The sequence below is a fragment of the Ignavibacteriales bacterium genome (genome assembly GCA_026390815.1).
Classification (GTDB): Bacteria; Bacteroidota; Ignavibacteria; order Ignavibacteriales; family SURF-24; genus JAPLFH01.
Genome location: JAPLFH010000046.1, coordinates 73,220 through 92,077 on the forward strand (window position 1 = coordinate 73,220; position 18,858 = coordinate 92,077).

The following is an 18,858-nucleotide window of genomic DNA, read 5'->3' on the forward strand; positions in this document are numbered from 1 at the left end:
ATTATGGAAAACAATCTCTTACTTACATATCTCATGTTGATTCCGCTTTTAGGAAGCTTGATTCTTCTTTTTATCGATAAAGAAAAAGAATCTGCAATCCGCTGGTATGGCTTACTACTTTCAATTGCTGTTTTCATAATTTCGTTAATAATTTATTTCAAGTTTGATTATACAAAATCAGAATTTCAATTTATAGATAGATTTATTTGGATTAAGAATCTTAACATAAGTTACCACATTGGAGTTGATGGAATTTCTTTACTTCTTGTTCTTCTAACAACTTTTCTTACTCCTATAACTCTTTTATCATCGTGGCAAAGTATAAAAAAGAAAGTAAAGGAATTTACATTCTTCATGCTTCTACTTGAAGTTGGAATGCTTGGCGTTTTCATCTCGCTGGATATGTTTCTATTTTATATTTTCTGGGAAGCAATGCTTATACCGATGTATTTTATCATAGGTATTTGGGGTGGTGAGCAAAGGATTTATGCTGCTGTTAAGTTCTTCATCTTTACAATGTTTGGCAGTTTGTTAATGCTCGTAGCGATAATTTGGCTTGGTGTTTATGCTGGAAAGATGACAGGTAATTTTACTACAAACTTATTGGATTTATATAAAATTGGTCCCACAATTCCACAGACCGTACAATCCTATATGTTCTTTGCTTTCTTTATTAGCTTTGCAATCAAGGTTCCAATTTTCCCGCTGCATACATGGCTGCCGGATGCACACGTACAGGCTCCAACCGCTGGAAGTGTAATACTTGCTGGTGTATTACTAAAGATGGGCACGTACGGATTACTTAGGTTCTGCCTTCCTTTATTTCCGCAATCTGCAATTAAGTATGCGCCATTTATTTCTGTGCTTGCAATAATTGGAATTATTTACGGCGCACTTGTTTCCATGGCTCAGAAAGATATGAAGAAACTTGTGGCGTATTCCTCAGTTTCTCACCTTGGATTTGTTGTACTTGGAATTTTTGCTTTAACTATTGAATCCGTGCAGGGAAGTGTCATTCAAATGATCAACCATGGGCTTTCAACTGGAACACTTTTCTTGATGGTTGGAATGATATACGACCGTACACATACAAGAGAAATTTCTGACTATGGAGGTATTGCTAAAGTAGTTCCGGTCTTTTCAACGTTTTTAATGATAGCATCTTTGTCTTCAATTGGTTTGCCCGGATTAAATGGTTTCATTGGAGAGTTTTTAATTTTGCTTGGTTCCTTTAAATCACCAGTTTTAAATAGTTGGTGGTATTCAGCATTTGCTGCAACCGGAGTTATATTTGCTGCAGTCTATCTTTTGTGGATGTATCAGCGTGTAGTATTTGGTGAAGTTCGTCATACAAACTTAAATTCGTTAACGGATTTAACTAAAAGAGAAGTATTAATTCTTATCCCGATTTTCATTTTCATTATTTGGATTGGAGTTTATCCAAATACATTTTTAAAGCTTTCTGAAAAAGCAAGCAATGGAATTATAAATCAGGTGATGTCAGCTCAAAATCAAATAAACATTGTTCCTAATATTGAAGTTAAACATTAGACTTTAAAATAGAATGAATATGGTAAACTACTTTCAAGAATTGCAATATATTACTCCTGAATTAATCCTTGGATTAGGAATTTGCCTTGCTGTTGTTTTCGAAATGTATATTAAAAAAAGTGAGAATATACTTCCCTGGTTTTCAATTTTAGTTGTTCTTTCTGCAGGAGTTTATTCTTTAGTTACACTGAATTTAAAAGCTGTAGTTTTCAATGGAATGTTTACTGTTGGTGGAAATGCGGGTGTATTTAATGTTCTATTTAATTTCAGTGCCGTATTAGTAATTCTAAGTTCGAAAGATTATATAAAAAAATATGGAAGCTATTTTGGTGAATATTATATTTTAATTCTTTCTTCGGTACTCGGAATGATGCTGATGGCTGGGGCGAAAGACTTGTTTATGGTTTTCCTTGGTCTGGAGTTGATGTCAATTTGCTTTTATATTCTTGCTGGAATAAACAGAGGTAAAATTTTTGCCAATGAAGCATCACTTAAATATTTTTTGCTCGGCGCTTTTGCAACGGGATTTATTGTTTATGGTATTGCTTTGATTTATGGCACTGCTCAAACAACTTCAATCGATTCTATCGTTAAAAATTTTGGTAATCTAAGCAGCAACATTTTATTTGTTGTTGGAATGCTTCTATTCTTAATCGGATTCTCTTTTAAAATTGCAGCGTTCCCGTTTCACATGTGGGTACCAGATGTATACCAGGGATCTTCAACAACGGTGGCTGGTTTAATGTCAACTGGTGGTAAAGCAGCAGCATTCAGCGTTCTTATAATCGCACTTGGCGCAGTTTTTCCGGGAACAAACAAAAATTTATTCCAACCATACTTTGCAGTAATTGCAACACTCTCTATGATCTATGGAAGCATTGTGGCTATCTCTCAAAACAATTTAAAGCGAATGCTTGCATACTCTTCAATCGCCCACGCTGGTTATATGTCAATTGGTTTAGCAGCAGGAAACTATGAAAGTGTAGCTGGAATTATTTTTTACCTGGCGGCTTACACGTTTATGAACCTGGGAGCTTTTGGAATAATTTCACTTGTCGAAGGAGAGAATGATTCTAATCTGGAAATAAAATATTATGCTGGATTAAATAACAGACACCCGGCACTTGCAGCATTTATGTCGCTCTTTATGTTTGCACTTGCTGGCTTACCACCATTTGCCGGCTTTTTCGGAAAGTATTATGTTTTTATCTCCGCAATTGAATCGGGTATGACATGGCTTGCTATAATCGGAGTTTTGTCCAGTGCAATAAGTGCATATTTTTATATTAGAATTGTAATTTATATGTACTTCAAAGAATCAGAAGTGGAGTTTGAAATTACCAGAAGCAAGACCGGAATGCTTTCGGTAGTAATTGCAGGAACACTTGTTATTCTTATTGGATTATTTCCCGGATCATTATTAGATGTTATAATATCATTTGTTAAATAATTATCTTGGTGCCTTCCCGGTTAAGAGATATACATATATTTTCAATAGCAGTATTTATTTATAAAGTTAAATCAAACTTATGATACCTTTATTTTCTGTTTCACAAGTAAAAGCTGCTGATAGCTTTGCAATAAATCAGCTTGGCATTCCAAGTGTTATTTTGATGGAGAATGCTTCAACTTCCATTTTTAATATTGTTAAAGAAAAATATTATCCGGATAAGTTTTTACCAATCGGATTTGTTTGTGGCAAAGGAAATAATGGTGGAGATGGATTTGCAGTTGCGCGTCATTTCTTTAATGAAGGCTACAAAGTAAAAGTAATTTATCTCGCTGATGAAAACGAATTGACAGGTGATTCTCTAACAAATTTTTTAATTCTTAAAAATCTCATTACAAAAAATTCCGGTTCAACTTTAAATAAATTTAAATCGATCAAGCAAATAAAAACTCTAAAAGATTGCCAGTTTATTTTTGATGCTCTGCTTGGTACAGGTTCAAATGGAAAATTAAGATTTCCTTTTCTGGAAATAATAAACGAAATAAATAAATTTAATTCAGTCCGTATAGCTATTGATATTCCTACCGGGCTTGAAGCAGATACCGGTTTTGGAGAAGACATTATCAATGCAGATCTGACCGTTTCACTTGCCGAATTGAAACGAGGTTTATTTATAGGTAACGGCGCAACTTCTTCCGGTGAAGTGAAGAAAGGTTACATCGGAATCCCGCAAACCTATTTCGATAAAATTAAAACTTTAGATTTCCTGATAGAACCAGAAGATGTTGTTGGTTGTTTGCCAACGAAAAGAAAAGATATACACAAATATTCTGCTGGAAAAGTTGTAGTTTTAGCTGGTTCTGCAAAGGTACCGAGTGCTGCTTTTCTTGCAGCAAATGCTGTATTTAAAGTTGGGTCTGGCGCCGCTTATCTATGTTTCCCTTTATCATTAAGAACATTAGCACAAAGGAAGGTTACTGAAGTTATAGTTGAAGCTTATAGTGATGCGAGGACCGGAATTTATCGAAAGGAAAATATTAATGAATTAAAACGCCGTTTTGAATGGGCTGATGTTATAGCAATTGGTCCGGGAATGGGCAGAGATGATGAAACTATTACTGCTATTCTGGAAACAATACGTAAGTACAAAAGTAAAAGAATAGTGCTGGATGCTGATGCAATTTATGCGTTAAGCAAGGACAAATATAAAAATTACGATTTGAAAAATTTTATTCTTACTCCTCACCATGGAGAGTTTTCCAGTTTAGTTGGAATTAGCAATCAAGAATTGCAGCAGAACATTCTGGAAATAGGGAGATCCTTTGCTAAAGAAAAAGAATGTTATTTAGTTCTTAAAGATGCTCCAACAATTATATTCAATCCAACTGGAGAAGCTTTGATTAACACAACAGGAAATGTTGGAATGGCAAAGTTTGGAACCGGTGATGTTCTTACGGGTGTTATTGCCGGATTCTTATCCCAATCAAAAAATATTGAAGATGCAATAGTTGCTGGAGTTTATATTCATAGTTTATCTGCGGATCTTTTATTAAAGGAAAAAACAGAATTTGGTATAACAGCAACTGCAATTTCTGAAAATCTACCAACTACAATAAGTTTTTTAAGGAGAGCGATTGTATAAATTCTTAGAAAAAAATAAAATTATTCTTATTTATATTCCGCTGGTTGTCTATTGGATAGTTTTATTAGTAGCAACAAGTCTTCCTGGCAGAGAATTGCCAAACCTTGGTATAAGTGATAAGCTAGAACATTTTGCAGCTTACACAATTCTTGCAATACTTTTATGTTTTACATATTTATTTCAGTCAAAATTTAAATTCCTTAATGCAAGACCTTATTTATTTACATTATTAACTGCAATATTGTATGGTAGCATAGATGAAATTCATCAATTGTTTATTCCGGGAAGAGCTTGTGATATACGCGACCTAACTGCTGATTCCATAGGTGGAATCATTGGAATTATTATTGTGTACATTATTAGTCGATTCAATTTTGAACACAAAGTTAAACCAGCAAACACCAGATAATTAAATCATATTTTTTCAGGTGCATTTAAACTAAAATATTTAATTTGATTTTAATGGTAGTAAAAGGTTTAAAACGATCTTCCAGTGACTGTTCTTTTTCCTCCATATATTCAAATAGCTGAATTCTTCAGTGCTGTCTTTTGCGATTGACTTCCCAATTCCATATGTATAACCAAAATCACCGGCGTTCGATACACCAGCATCTTTAGTGTTCCATATTAAATATTCTTCTGACTGAGATACAAACTTTTCACAATTCTTTTTCCCTTCCATTGGTAAATAGCCAGGTCTATATAATCTAATATTTTCATCAAAGTGATTAAAAAAAGTTTTATTGGAATATCTCTTTTGGGATTGTTCTGAAATTTCCTTTTCAATCCATAAAAGATTTTTTTTTACTTTTGGTTTATCGATTATAATTGAAGAAATATTCTCGGAATTATAATCAGGAAAATTAGATATTGAAGTTTCTAAATTGATTGCATCATGTGGAATCCCAGCATCCACAATTACTTTCCAAGTATTATCTTTTTGTTTTTTCCAAATAGAAATGAAATGACCATAGGCAATATTGGTATCTTTGGAAAATTTCCATGGTCCGGTAGTAAATCCAATTTCACCGGATGATGAAATTTCCGCATAGACTGGTTTCCAGGTTAATTTGCTGCTGTCCTCATTACGTGCTTCATATATTTTTTTCCCGTTTACAGGTTCTGGTCTAAAAACTATTGATTCATCACTAAAATATGTCAGGAAAGATTTTTTAATTCCTTGTTCTTCCGATAGTTTTGAAAATGCTATTTCGGATTTAATCATAGAATCAAATTCAGTTTGCAATTCTTTTTTTTGGGATAAGATAATATTGCCAATCATAAAGAATAAAATTAAAAATAATTTCAAGCTGCCACCTTTCTATTTGTCAGATAATCAATCATTAACTTTGACTAAACTTTGCAATTAACCGCATATTAATTTTTTCAAATCTTTAATTAAGAATAGAAAATTCGTTTTTCTACTTTAGTAAAATTAGTTTTTTAGTTTCAGTAAAAGCCCCGGCTTGTAATCTGTAAAAATAAATCCCGCTCTCCTGTAAATATTTAGCTGCATTAAAATTGAATGTATAATATCCGGCTGATTTTACTTCATTGATTAAAGTAGTTAATTCTTTACCTAAAATATTATAAACTTTTAAAGTCACAAATGCTTCTTTCGCAATTGCAAATTTAATTTTAGTCTCTGGATTAAAAGGATTTGGATAATTCTGACTTAATCCAAATACTTCCGGCTTTGTTAAATTTTGTTCAACAGTAGTTGGTAATGCACCGCGACCGGTAATTTTTATTTTAATTGGATTAGATTTTGTTGAATCATTATGATAAATAAACAAGGTATCACTTATGTAACCGGATTGAACGGCGTTCCATTTTACGTTTAACAAGACAGCCGTTGAAGGGCTAATAGTTAATGGAAAACGGTTTTCTAAAATAAAGTTTTGCGGATTGCTTGTGATCTTTAAGCTGTCAATCCGAACTTCAATTTCACCGAAACTTATTGCCTGAAAATTAACGCTGCCAGTATCGCCAATTGTTACTTTTTTAAAATCGAGAACTGTTGTGAGGAATCCGATTCTTGGTGCAAAGTTCCAGGAAGGAAAAAATGTCCTGTCCTTTCCACCGTACGCACCCATATCATTTCTTATAGTTCCAAGTGAAGGAAAAAGTGCCTGTCCTGGGATTGGTAAATTAGGATTCTCAGGATCGTTAAAAAGTAGATTAGGATTACCAGCATCAATGCAGGGGGAATTTGCTGCCAGCAACAATTGATTAGTAATATCCAATTGTGGATTAGCAGAAATATTTCCCTCACCCGTTAAACCATTTTCTATGTTCGAGTAAGTTAAATTAACAGTTCCACCAGTTCTTAATGAAATAGATGCATTTTCCTGCTTTGCAGAATAATTATAAGCGATGATATTGTTTACACCAGTAACTAAAGTTTCCCAAACCAATAAACCACCTCCATCAGAACTACAAAAATTATTTGCGATAGTATTATTATCAAGAAATATTTTATATCCTTTAACTGAATTGCTATTGCACCAAATTCCAGCCCCACCATAACCTGCTCCGCCTTCATTTTGATAGACTATATTATTTTTAACTATGGCACCCGTGTAGTTCAATGTAATTCCACAACCGTAATATCCTTTGTTTCTCATTATTACATTGTTCAAAATCTTTGGGTTTCCATCGCCGGATCTAATCCCGCCTCCACCAGCGCTGATCATTCCTTTCTTATCAATTGCTTCGTTATCAATTATAAGATTATTTTTTATTGTTGGTGAGGATAAAGCAGTCAAGATGCCTCCACCTTCTCTGTATATTCCGGCACCATGTTCATCAACCCATTTACTTCCTTTTCCATGTGTTAATGTAAAACCTTGCAGAACAGAGGATGAATCTTCATTGGAAACCATCATAACACAACTTTGAAAATCTGGGTTTGTAGAATGTCCACCATCAATTATTGTAGATAGAATTGTTGAGGGTTCGCTATCAAAAATATAATTACTAGTTACAACTATTTTTTTTCCGTGGAAGTTGATATTCTCCAGGTAAATACCTTTAGCAACAAGCACAGTATCCGTATCTTTTGATGCATCAATTGCATTTTGGATAGTTGGATAATCCTGGGGAACATGAATTATTTTTCCTTCTAACGGAGAAAAAAATATAAATACTAAAACAATTATTGAAATTAATTTTTTCATTCTATTCCTTTAAAATAAATCTGTTGTAATATTACTTGAATTGCAGCAGGGAAATAATACTTATGCAGTAAGATGATTCTATTGGGCAGTGAATGGTTTAATTTGTACTACAAAATTATAATTAGGGCATGTTGAAAAATGCTTTTAATCTTTTCTTTCTATAGCGGCTTAATTTTAGTTTGGTGTCGTCTTTAAGGATTACTAAATATTCACCTCCGAAATATGATTCAATAGCCCTGATTTTATCAATGTTTACAATGGAGGAGCGATGAATTCGGATAAACTTTTCGGGATCAAGTTTTAATTCCAAATTATTCATAGAATCCCTAAGTAAATGTTTTTTTTTCCCTTCGTGAAGTTGAACATAATAATCCGCAGCTTCTATCCAGTCAACCTCGTCTGCTTTTATAATAAAAGTTTTACCTGAAGCAATAATAGAAAACCGATTTAAATATCTTGGTTTTGAAGGTTCACTAATTTTGTTAACAGTTGAGGCAACTTTCAAATCGAAATAGTTTTCCAGAAGTTCATTCAATTTATTCCCAAACTTGTCAATGTTTTTTAATCTAAAGTATTCCTTTGCATTTTTTAATGATTTGAAAAACTCATCATCGCTAAATGGTTTAAGTAGGTAATCAACTGCGTGAACTTTAAAAGCTTGAATAGCGAATTTATCGTAAGCCGTTATAAAAATAATGATAGGAATTTTTACCGGATCGATCTCTGATAGAACTTCAAATCCGTTCATCTCCGGCATTTGAATATCCAGCATAAGGAGATCAACTTCCAGGTTGTTTAGTGCTTCAACAGCTTTAGCACCATTTCTGCATTCACCAATAATTTCTATTTCTAAATCTTTCTGTAAAAGAATGTGGATGTTATCGCGGGCTAATGGCTCGTCATCAACAATTATGGTTTTAATTTTATTCATCAGATAATCTTTGTTAATAAAATGTTATTCTTTTATTCTAACTGTACAGCAAAAAAATAATGGGATTAAATTATCGCAGGAATTTCCAGTATAACGTCAACTCCACCATTGGGGTTATTCTTCAGATCAAATTTAAATGAATTTCCATATAATTTTTCTAAACGTGCTTCAGTATTTAATAATCCAATTCCCTTATTCTTAAGATTTTCCAGTTCATCATTTATCCCGATTCCATCATCGGAAACTTTTATTCTTAAATTTCCATTTTCCCGCGCAGCTATAATTGATAGATGACCAATTGTTGTTTTATCTGCTAAACCATGTTTTATCGCATTTTCAACAAGCGGCTGCAAGATCAAATTAGGTATTTTTACATTCAGCAAATCGGGATCAATATTATAACTTATTTCAAGTCTATCATTAAACCGAACTTTTTGGATTTCAAGATATAGTTTTAACAATTCGATTTCTTTTTGCAATTCCACTTCCTGCTCACTTTGATTTTCAAGAGTTAATCTAAGAAAGTTACCCAAACCAGCAATCATTTTTGTGGCGGTTTCATTTTCGTTCTTCCTCACCAGCGCAGAAATGGAGTTCAAAGTGTTGAAAAGAAAATGTGGTTGTAACTGCATCTTTAATGTTTGAAGCTGAGCCTGAGCTAATTCAAATTCCAGTTGAGAAGCTTTTAATTCCCTTTGCCGGAATTGATTGTAGTACATATATGTGTAACTAAAGAAGGCAACAAGCAGGTAACTCATAACTCCATAATCCATGGAGTAATAAATTGAATTAAATACTCTTTCAAAACTTAATGGAAAAACGGTTTTATCTATTATTAACCATTGGACATATCTTCGAACTCCGAGGATTATTATTGAAGAAAAAATAGCTAAGACAACATGAATCAAAGAACTTTTTAACCAACCAGACTTGTCGAACGGTAACTTGTAAGAAAGCCATAACATAATTGGGGAAAGAAGGAGATATGAATAGGAGTAAACAAATTCAACTGGTATTACATCTAACCAACTGGCTTTATTATTTCCAATGTTCATCCGGACATAAAGCTGACTGCTCATAAAAATTGCAAGTAAAGTCCATGTACCTATTGTTAACCAGTAGAAATATTTTTGCTCAGAAAGGTGGATAAAAACTTTTTTCAAAAAATTGTTTTTCATTTCAATAAAAGATGTTTTACACTGTTATAAAAATAAATCCAATTTTAGTTGATAGCAATTAAAGGTTATGTCAGTGGTTGTTATTCTGCAGGGAATGAGATGAATTATTTCCAATTCCTTTACGTTGTAATCATTAAAGAGTTTTTTACAGCTACTTATAAGACTTATGTTGGGTGACTCCACTCACAAACATATTTTCCACGGTTGACATTCTACCTGTTTATTGTATTATTTATTAAAGAGACATAGCCTCGGCTTAAGTCTCTTTAACAAAAATTTGATTAGAGCTTGCACAATTTTTAGAATTAAAATTTAAGCAAGAAATTTGATTTTATTGATGTAGCTGTGATTTTCTTAGCGGAGCTTTGCTTAGTAACTAAACTTTTTAGAGGAGTCCTAAAATTAAACCTAAATTTTCGCATAATGTTTTAAATTTGATAAAGTACCACGAACTTACAACAGAACTTTTTAAAACTTTCTTAAAATTACGTCACGTTGGCTCAGTGCTTGGGATGTTCTGGAGTTTGTTAAATCCATTTCTTTATATCGGAACTTACTATGTTGTGTTTACATACTTTATCAAAATGGGATTGGAGAATTATCATTTGTTCCTGATTCCCGGATTTTTAGCCTGGAATTTTACATTAGGTTCCTTGATAAGTTCAAGTGAATCCATTATTCAAAGCAAATATTTAATCTCTAAAATAGCTTTTCCAAATGAAATTTTAACTTTAGTAAATGTAGCTCTTAATCTTTTTGATTTTCTTATTTCCATTATTATTTACCTTGTTGTCATCTCTTTTATTCCAGGAACATTCCAATTTTCATATTCACTTTTATTTCTTCCATTGATAATTATAATCCAAATATTGTTTACAACTGGAATAGGATTTTTAATAGCCTGCTCCTCCGTTTACTTTAGGGATATTCCAAAATTAGTACAGCTTGGTGGAACAATTTTATTCTTTTTTACGCCAATTTTTTATTCGTTAACAACCATACCTGAAAACTTTAGAAGAATAATCAGCTTAAATCCTATGACACAAATTATTGGATTCTACCATGATGTGCTGTATTTCCATCGATTACCAAATGCATTAACATTATTAGTGTCTCTTACTTTATCAACAGCGGTTTTCTTGGCAGGGTACATCGTATTCAATAAATTCAAACACAGTTTTGCCGAATTATCTTAAGGTCAAATGAATAACTTAGCATTAGAAATTAGCGGACTAACAAAAAGATTCCGTTGGTACGAGCGGAGCAGATCATTAAAAGAAAGCTTTACGCGAATATTAAAACCGCCAAAAGAAAAATGGGAATGGGATGTTCTAAAAAATATTTCCATTAATATTGAGAAAGGTGAGAAGGTTGGAATTATAGGCAAAAACGGAAGTGGAAAATCTACGCTGTTAAAAATCATCACTGGTATTCATTTACCTTCCGCGGGCAAAATTAATGTTCATTCCGAAAGAATGCTTGCATTGATAGAGCTTGGAATTGGTTTTTATTCTGATTTAACCGGAAGAGAGAATATAAGTCTTAACTGGGTTTTTAACGGTTTGCCAAAATCATTATTGAAAGAAAGATTTGATGAAATTGTAGAATTCTCCGGTGTAAAAGAATTTCTGGATACACCGTTGAAATACTATTCCTCTGGAATGATTACACGGCTTGGTTTCTCAGTAGCAATTCACGCAAACCCAGATTTGTTGATCGTTGACGAAGTTCTTGCAGTTGGTGATATAGAATTTCAACAGCAATGCTATGCAAAAATTAAAGAGGTATGCGATTCTGGAACAACTCTAATTTTAGTCTCTCATAATATGAGTGACATTGTTAAAGTTTGCGATAGAGCTATTTGGTTGGACAAAGGTGAGATTGTTAATGATGGTCCTGCTAAGGAAACAATTAAAAGTTACTTGCACAATTTCGACGAAGTTTACCAGGAAGATTTGGAATTCGAATGAGCAAAACAATTCAATCATCAAATAGAATTGCAGTCCGCGAAATAGATATTGAAAATATCGAAAAAGAGATTGGGAGTTTAGCTGATTATCAGAAAGCATTTTTTGTATTTCGCTATAAAGATGCTGTAATTGGACGAGAGACATTTCAAATAAGAAATGGAAGAATTGATTTAGAAGAAGTGCGTGACTATGTGGCGAGACAAGCGATGCCAGTCTGGAAAAAATTTGTAGAAAAATTTAATCCTGCAAAGCGAATAAATCCATTTGTTTCTGTTGTTGTTTGTTCTCACGATAGGACTGATGAATTGGAATTCTGCCTGGAAAGTCTGATGAATCTTGAATATTATAACAAGGAAATCATCATAGTGGATAGTGCGCCAAGCAATGATTCAACATTCCAATTAGTACAAAGATTTTCTGATGTTTATTATTTCAAAGAAACACAGATTGGTTTGGATATTGCGCGAAATGTTGGATTGCGGATTGCAAAAGGAGAAATAGTTGCCTTTACAGATGATGATGCAAGAGTAGACCCAAATTGGCTGGATAATCTTGTTCAGAATTTTGCTAATCCGATAGTTGGAGTTGTTACTGGAATAACAATGCCTGTTGAACTTGAAACTGATGCACAGATTTATTTTGAATATACAAATGGTTTTAACCGTGGTTTTTACAGATGTGAATATGATTTCAATAAAATTAATCCCATTGCTGCCGGAAAAGTTGGCGCCGGTGTTAATATGGCAATCCGTAAAAGTATTTTAGATGAAGTTGGATATTTTGATGAAGCTCTTGATGGTGGTATGCCTACCTGCAGCGGAGGCGATCAGGAATATTTTTACCGTGTTCTTATTCATGGATTCAGAATTATTTACGAACCTACTGCTTTAGTTTGGCATCGGCACAGAAGAGATTTTCTTTCTTTAAAGAAAACAATCTATGGTTATGGAGTTGGTGTTTTTGCCTGGTGGACAAGAGCCCTGATTTATGAAAAAGAATTTAAACTTTTGATTCTGGCTCCAACCTGGTTTTTACGACATCACGTTTTGAATATGATAAAATCGCTTGTAAAGAATAAAATAGCCCGGGAACTTGCCATTGCTGAATTTAAAGGAGCAATTACTGGCTCACTAAAATATTTTAAAACTAAACGAAAATTAGACAGAAAGAAAATTATTCCAAGCGAAAAACTATTGCCAAGTAAATTAGCCAAAGAAGTGTTGGAGCTTGAATGATAAGCATAATTATTCCAACTCATAATAGAATTAAAATGCTGCTAAAGGTATTAGATGCATTTGAAAACCAGGAAGCAATTGAACAGACTTATGAAATAATTGTTGTTGCAGATTCCTGTAGTGATGACACTGTAAACGTGATAGAAGCAAACAAATTGAAGTTTTCTTACGATATTAAACTGGTTGAACACAATTACGGTAGTGCAGCGGTCTCCAGAAATTTAGGTGCGAAACAGGCAATTGGTGATCTCCTGGTTTTTATTGATGACGATGTAGTCCCGGAAAGAAATTTTCTCTCTGCTCATTTGCAAAATCAAAATGAAAATACTGTGGTACTTGGATATTCAAAACCAGTTCTACCTAAGACTCCATCATTATGGCAGTATAGAGCAAGAAGATGGTGGGAAGATAGGTTCTTCGAAATGAATCAACCTGGTCATCGGTTTAATTTCAAAGATTTCTTTAGTGGAAATTTTTCAATCTCAGCTTCTCAGTTCAATTTGATTGGTGGGTTCGATGAATCTTTAAAGCGATTGGAAGACTACGAATTTGGTTTACGTTTAATTAAAAATGGAATACACTTTGCATTTTCTACAGAAGCCGTTGGTTTGCATTATGAAACAAATGATTTACGCCAATGGTTAGATAGATTACGACACGATGGTGAAGCAAATTATAAAATGGCTACAGTTCATCCTGAACTTAAAACAACTTTATTTTCAGAAACTTTAAATCTCCCAGGTGTTTACAAAACAATTCAAAACCAAACCAAATCCTTAGCCTTTAGAAAAAATTATTTTGCTGATAAAATAGAAAGTATTCTTTACCAATTCGTTTTGATTCTTGAAAAAATGCGGTTACGAGGAATATGGGAAAAAATTGTTGGTGCTTTAATGGAATATAATTTCTGGCGTGGGGTAGCAAATGAAGTTTCTTCAAAAAACGAATTTTCCAATCTGATGAATGAAGTAAATTCTCAAATTTTAATTTCAGATGATTTGCCCCAAATCGAATTCACCGATTTATTTGCGGACAGCTTTCAAAATGACATTTCAGAAGAAGCAAATAGTAAAGGATTACAAATTACTTATTATGGGAAAACTATTTGCTCATTCGCTCCAACTCCTGGGTCAGAGTCTCTTCAAAATCACCACATTGTACCGATGCTTTACTCCAAGTTGAAAAATATATTTTCACCAGAATTGGCTATAAGTATGATTAATGAAAAAAGGATGCTGGTTAATTGAAAACGAAAATTGTAGATATTGATTTAAGTGAAGTTATCAATCCGATTTTTGTAGAGAAAAGGTTTGAAGAATTGCTTTTAGTTGCTATGTGGAAACATAAACCATTGGGAAAATTAGTAATGGAAATTCCAACGAACAGAGCATTTGATGAAGATCAGATTTTTGAAATTTTAGCTGAAGATTTCGGTGATAAATTATGGGAAGAGGAAATTTCAGGAAGATTGAGAGATATCAATTCAACAAAACTAAATGAGTTACCAGGAATTTCGGTTATTGTTTGTTCAAGAGATAGAGCGGAATGGTTAAGAAGATGTTTGGAAAGTCTTAAAAATTTAGATTACCAGAAATATGAAGTGGTTGTTGTTGATAATTGCACAAAGGATTCTTCAACATTTAATGTGGTTAAAGAAAGCGGATTCAGATATGTTAAAGAAAGCAAACCCGGACTTGATTGGGCACGAAACAAAGGAATTGAAGAAGCTAATTACAATCTGGTTGCTTTTATAGATGACGATGCGATTGCAAGTAAAGGTTGGCTTAATGGTATTGAAAAAGCATTTGAGAATGAAGAGATAATGGCAGTTACTGGATTGGTTCTGCCCGCAGAATTAGAAACAGAAGCTCAGTCAAATTTTGAAATTTATGGTGGGATGAGCAAAGGCTTTTCCGGATTTACTATTAGAAAAGAAAATTTGAATTATAAAACCCGTTTTTGGTCAAGTTCCTGGGGTGTGGGTGCCAACATGGCTTTTAGGAAAATATTGTTTAATAAAATTGGATTGTTTGATGTTGCTCTTGATGTTGGAACTCCCACAGCCGGTGGAGGAGATATCGAGTTCTTTCAAAGGGTTGTATCTTCCGGTTACATACTTAGATATGAACCATCTGCTTTAGTTAAACATTTTCACAGAAAGGATGATATTTCTTTGAAGAATCAGATTTTTAATAATGGAAAATCTTTTCCAGCATATTTAATTTCTGTTTTTAAAAATATAAAACAGAACCGAATGAACCTTGTTTGGTTTGCTTTCTACAGTTGGTTCTTAAGGTGGCTATTATTCCGACTAATAAAATCAAATTTAACTTTGGATAGGAAAACATTTTTCTTTGCGTTTACAGAAATGAGAGGAACGTTGGGTTCATTAAAAGCATATTATCAATCTCGTTTATCCACAAAAAAATTAGTAAAGGTTTTATAATCAACAAGCAATTAAATATTTGTTTATCATTAAACTGGGTAAAGGAATCTTGTGAAAACTAAAGTTGCAAAAGAAAGCAAAACTAAATTAGCGATACTAATTATTTTGGGTATAATTAGTTCCTTTTATTTTTTTAGCTGGTGGTTCCAGGAAAACCGGTTTCTTAATCCTTTGTTTATGATTTTATTTATACTGGCATTTTTATACACCTGTACTCAAGTTTATTCCGTTTGGTATATAATACTTCATGCCAAATTTCCATCATTTAAAGAATATGTTGGAAATTATACTGTGGATGTTTTTGTTCCAACTTTTAAAGAACCAATCTGGTTAATTGAAAAAGCAGTAAGCGCCGCAGTTGGAATAGAATATCCTCATAAAACTTACCTTATTGATGATGGAAATAATCCTGAACACAAACAGATTGCTGCAAAGTTTGGTGCAATTTATATTACTCGCCAAAACAATCTGCACAATAAAGCCGGAAATATAAATAATGCCTTAAATGAATCGAGTGGAGAATTAGTTGCGATTTTTGATATTGATCATGTACCCGCAACTAATTATTTATCCAGGTCAGTTGGTAGATTTAATAATCCTAAAATTGGTGCTGTACAAATTCTTTTAGATCATTACAATTCAGAAGATGGATTTGTAGCTGCTGCTTGCTCAGAATTGAATGATGATTTTTTTGGTCCATCAACGCTTGGTATGAATGGATGTGGTTGTACTACAGTTTTTGGAAGTAATGCAATTTTCAGAAGGAAGGCATTACAATCAATTAATGGTTACATACCTGGCTTAGCAGAAGATTTAAATACTTCCATAACCTTGCATTCTGCTGGATGGGAAACAGATTATGTACCGGAAGTTCTTGCAAAAGGTTTGGTTCCAACAGATGTAACTTCTTTCTTCAAGCAGCAACTCAAATGGTCAAGAGGTGTATTCGATACTTTGTTAAATGTTTATCCAAAACTTGCTCGTAAATTAGAATTTAATAAACAGGTTTGTTACCTAACCAGAATGACTTATTATACTGCTGGACCAGTTGTTGGATTACATATTTTGGCAACCTTAGTTGCATTGCTTGGAATTTCGGAATTAGCTACTTCATATTTTTCTAACTATTTGTTTCACTCGATACCATTTCTTTTCTTCTTTATTTATATACATCAATTCGCAGGAAAAAATTATACAATAAAACCAGCAACAAAAGGATTTCGTTTAAGGGGAATTATTCTTGTTTTCGGAACGTGGCCTATTTATACAATCTCCTTTCTTTACGCTTTATTCGGTATTAGAATTCCATTTATGGAAACGCCAAAGATTCAACGTAAAAGAAGATTTTTTAAATTAATTATGCCCCAGATAGTTGTAGTTATTTTATTGATTGCACTTGCTGCATTTAATTTTTTAACTGAAGATAGAATATCCTCAACACTTATAATAAACATTTTTGCTTTAGGATTAGCGTTTGTACACCTTGGACTTTTTTATGCCGTATGGGAAGATTGGAAGAGGAATAAATCGATTATTCAAATTCCTGAATTAGTGCCGCAGTTAAGCTATAACAATCCTGGCAAGAGGTCATTTAAAACATTTTCTAAAAAACAAGTTCTGTAAAATGTTAGTAAAACAATTTTTAGGTGAAAATGATTTAAACTATTTTTGCATTGATGATTTTTAAAAACCATAATAGTGATTTCATTCTCCTTAAGAATTATTCCTTTGCAGCTAAGAAATTTCTTTTTGAAAACAAATTATTCTTTTTAGTTTTAATCCTCTACTTCATACAATTTTTTTTATTTATTGATAAAAGAATTATGTATGATGAATCTTGGGTTGCTGTTCCAGCATATAATTTAGCTAAAACTGGCGGCTTTTATGTAACGGCAATTACAGATTTTAATGGTTATCCCACCACTGTTTACCAATTCACTTGCTACCAGGCAATCTTGGTTGTTATTCATTTCATCCTTCCAAAATCGATTATAATTTCCCGATTATTAAACGTTGTTATAGTCCCAATCATATTTTTCCTGGTCTATTTTATAAGCCTAAGAATATTTAAAAGCAAAACCTGGAGTGTTGTTCCAGTTCTGCTTTTAGCGGTGGATAATATTTTTTTTCTTACATCATATATTGTTCGACCGGATATAGTACTCGCAATCGGTATTCCTCTTTCAATTTTTGTAATGTATGATAATAAATTTAATCTAAAGAAGGAAAGATCCGTTTGGATCGGTCTGATTTCGATAATCTTTGTTGGTATTCATCCAAATTATATTCTGGTAATTGGTAGTTTTTTAATCTGTTATTTACTTTTTGAATGGAGCAATTTTTCTTTTAAGGAAAACGAAGCAATCATTATCAAGTTTTTAATTCCATTGTTGGTGGGATTAACGGCAGTTCTAATTTTTATTAGTTCAAGTGAAAGTTACAAACATCTTAACCTGATTGATTTTCTTAAAGCCTACCTTTATAAAACTACAACAATTGATGATAAAGGTACAATATTAAATTTGCCTGAACTTCTTCGGCAGGAAGGAAGGAGGTATGACGAATTTTTGAATTATCCATACAGGTTGCATATACTGGTTCTTTTCATTGCATCGTTAATCTTTGGATTTTTTAGCAAAGAAAAAATTATTAAAATGATTGCACTTTCAGTCGGATTTGTACTTTTAGGTCTTACAATCTTAATTGCAAATAAAAATGTTCGTTACTTTACAATGCTGCTGCCGTCTATCAGCATTCTTGTTACCTGGTTTTTTTATCAACTAAATCTTTCATTAAAGAATATTAGCTTTAGAAGAATTTTATATTCGGTATTATTAATTGTAGTATTTTCATCTTTGGCTGGAAATTTATTTTTAATTTATAAACGCTGGGATACAAAATACTCTGATCTGAAAAATGGTTTATACCTTCATCTAAATCCTAAAGACAAAGTTCTTGGAGATTTATTACTCTGGGATATCTTTAAGGATTGCAATTACATTTCATTTATGTCTGACTTAAATAATCTCAAAATCCAATCTTATGATTATGTTATTCTTGGTGGCAAGCAAACGATACAAGATGAAACAAGAAATTATTTTGAAAATAAAATATTTCCCACGCTTAGAACCAGGTTTGTTAAAGAATACAAGAATAATTATTATGGCGATTATAAGATTTATAAAGTGCTTCATTAAAGTAAAATTAAATAGCTTTTCCATAGCAACTGTTATTCATTCAATTTAAATTTGCTTCAACATAAAAGTGTTAGCAAAA

Annotated in this window: 15 protein-coding genes; 11 read left to right on the forward strand and 4 right to left on the reverse strand. The window is 32.7% G+C overall.

Translation table 11 applies throughout. The features are described from left to right. Positions 1–3: 3 nt before the first annotated feature. From NTX22_14325 to NTX22_14340, 4 genes are all read left to right on the forward strand, one after another. Positions 4–1,551 carry an NADH-quinone oxidoreductase subunit M gene (locus tag NTX22_14325; protein ID MCX6151695.1) on the forward strand — a complete coding sequence of 516 codons (1,548 nt, stop codon included), beginning with the start codon at positions 4–6 and terminating at the stop codon, positions 1,549–1,551. 19 nt (positions 1,552–1,570) lie between these two features. Then, positions 1,571–3,001, forward strand: a complete 1,431-nt coding sequence (locus NTX22_14330; GenBank protein ID MCX6151696.1) for an NADH-quinone oxidoreductase subunit N — start codon at positions 1,571–1,573, stop codon at positions 2,999–3,001. Between the two features lie 79 nt (positions 3,002–3,080). Then, a complete protein-coding gene (locus NTX22_14335; protein MCX6151697.1) occupies positions 3,081–4,643 on the forward strand; it encodes an NAD(P)H-hydrate dehydratase in 1,563 nt (520 codons plus the stop codon). Beyond that, the gene (locus NTX22_14340; GenBank protein ID MCX6151698.1) at positions 4,636–5,052 is read left to right on the forward strand and encodes a VanZ family protein; all 417 of its coding nucleotides are present in this window, start codon (positions 4,636–4,638) and stop codon (positions 5,050–5,052) included. Before NTX22_14335 ends, NTX22_14340 begins: the two co-directional genes overlap by 8 nt. A 39-nt stretch (positions 5,053–5,091) precedes the next feature. Here the strand turns inward: NTX22_14340 and NTX22_14345 are convergent, their stop codons facing one another. The 4 genes from NTX22_14345 to NTX22_14360 all read right to left on the reverse strand — a co-directional run bounded on the left by NTX22_14345 (position 5,092) and on the right by NTX22_14360 (position 9,916). Continuing rightward, complete coding sequence (locus NTX22_14345) at positions 5,092–5,952, reverse strand: hypothetical protein (protein ID MCX6151699.1); 861 nt, start codon at positions 5,950–5,952, stop codon at positions 5,092–5,094. A gap of 112 nt (positions 5,953–6,064) precedes the next feature. Beyond that, a complete protein-coding gene (locus NTX22_14350; protein ID MCX6151700.1) occupies positions 6,065–7,822 on the reverse strand; it encodes a T9SS type A sorting domain-containing protein in 1,758 nt (585 codons plus the stop codon). A 121-nt stretch (positions 7,823–7,943) separates the two neighbouring features. Beyond that, positions 7,944–8,753 (reverse strand): LytTR family DNA-binding domain-containing protein, encoded by an 810-nt coding sequence (locus tag NTX22_14355; GenBank protein ID MCX6151701.1) that lies wholly within the window; start codon positions 8,751–8,753, stop codon positions 7,944–7,946. Positions 8,754–8,818: 65 nt separating this feature from the next. Next, on the reverse strand, positions 8,819–9,916 hold the full coding sequence (locus NTX22_14360) for a histidine kinase (GenBank protein ID MCX6151702.1): 1,098 nt from the start codon (positions 9,914–9,916) through the stop codon (positions 8,819–8,821). A 449-nt stretch (positions 9,917–10,365) separates the two neighbouring features. On the opposite strand from NTX22_14360, the gene NTX22_14365 reads away from it, so the two are divergent. The 7 genes from NTX22_14365 to NTX22_14395 all read left to right on the forward strand — a co-directional run bounded on the left by NTX22_14365 (position 10,366) and on the right by NTX22_14395 (position 18,779). Beyond that, on the forward strand, positions 10,366–11,127 hold the full coding sequence (locus NTX22_14365) for an ABC transporter permease (GenBank protein ID MCX6151703.1): 762 nt from the start codon (positions 10,366–10,368) through the stop codon (positions 11,125–11,127). A 6-nt stretch (positions 11,128–11,133) separates the two neighbouring features. Then, complete coding sequence (locus tag NTX22_14370; protein MCX6151704.1) at positions 11,134–11,901, forward strand: ABC transporter ATP-binding protein; 768 nt, start codon at positions 11,134–11,136, stop codon at positions 11,899–11,901. Beyond that, positions 11,898–13,136, forward strand: coding sequence for a glycosyltransferase (locus NTX22_14375; protein MCX6151705.1), 1,239 nt, complete (start codon positions 11,898–11,900; stop codon positions 13,134–13,136). The genes NTX22_14370 and NTX22_14375 overlap by 4 nt, the downstream gene beginning before the upstream one ends. Next, positions 13,133–14,383 carry a glycosyltransferase gene (locus tag NTX22_14380; GenBank protein ID MCX6151706.1) on the forward strand — a complete coding sequence of 417 codons (1,251 nt, stop codon included), beginning with the start codon at positions 13,133–13,135 and terminating at the stop codon, positions 14,381–14,383. Before NTX22_14375 ends, NTX22_14380 begins: the two co-directional genes overlap by 4 nt. Beyond that, positions 14,380–15,582 carry a glycosyltransferase gene (locus NTX22_14385; GenBank protein MCX6151707.1) on the forward strand — a complete coding sequence of 401 codons (1,203 nt, stop codon included), beginning with the start codon at positions 14,380–14,382 and terminating at the stop codon, positions 15,580–15,582. Before NTX22_14380 ends, NTX22_14385 begins: the two co-directional genes overlap by 4 nt. A 51-nt stretch (positions 15,583–15,633) precedes the next feature. After that, on the forward strand, positions 15,634–17,205 hold the full coding sequence (locus NTX22_14390; GenBank protein ID MCX6151708.1) for a glycosyltransferase: 1,572 nt from the start codon (positions 15,634–15,636) through the stop codon (positions 17,203–17,205). Positions 17,206–17,405: 200 nt separating this feature from the next. Further along, the gene (locus NTX22_14395) at positions 17,406–18,779 is read left to right on the forward strand and encodes a hypothetical protein (protein ID MCX6151709.1); all 1,374 of its coding nucleotides are present in this window, start codon (positions 17,406–17,408) and stop codon (positions 18,777–18,779) included. The last annotated feature ends 79 nt before the right edge of the window (positions 18,780–18,858 follow it).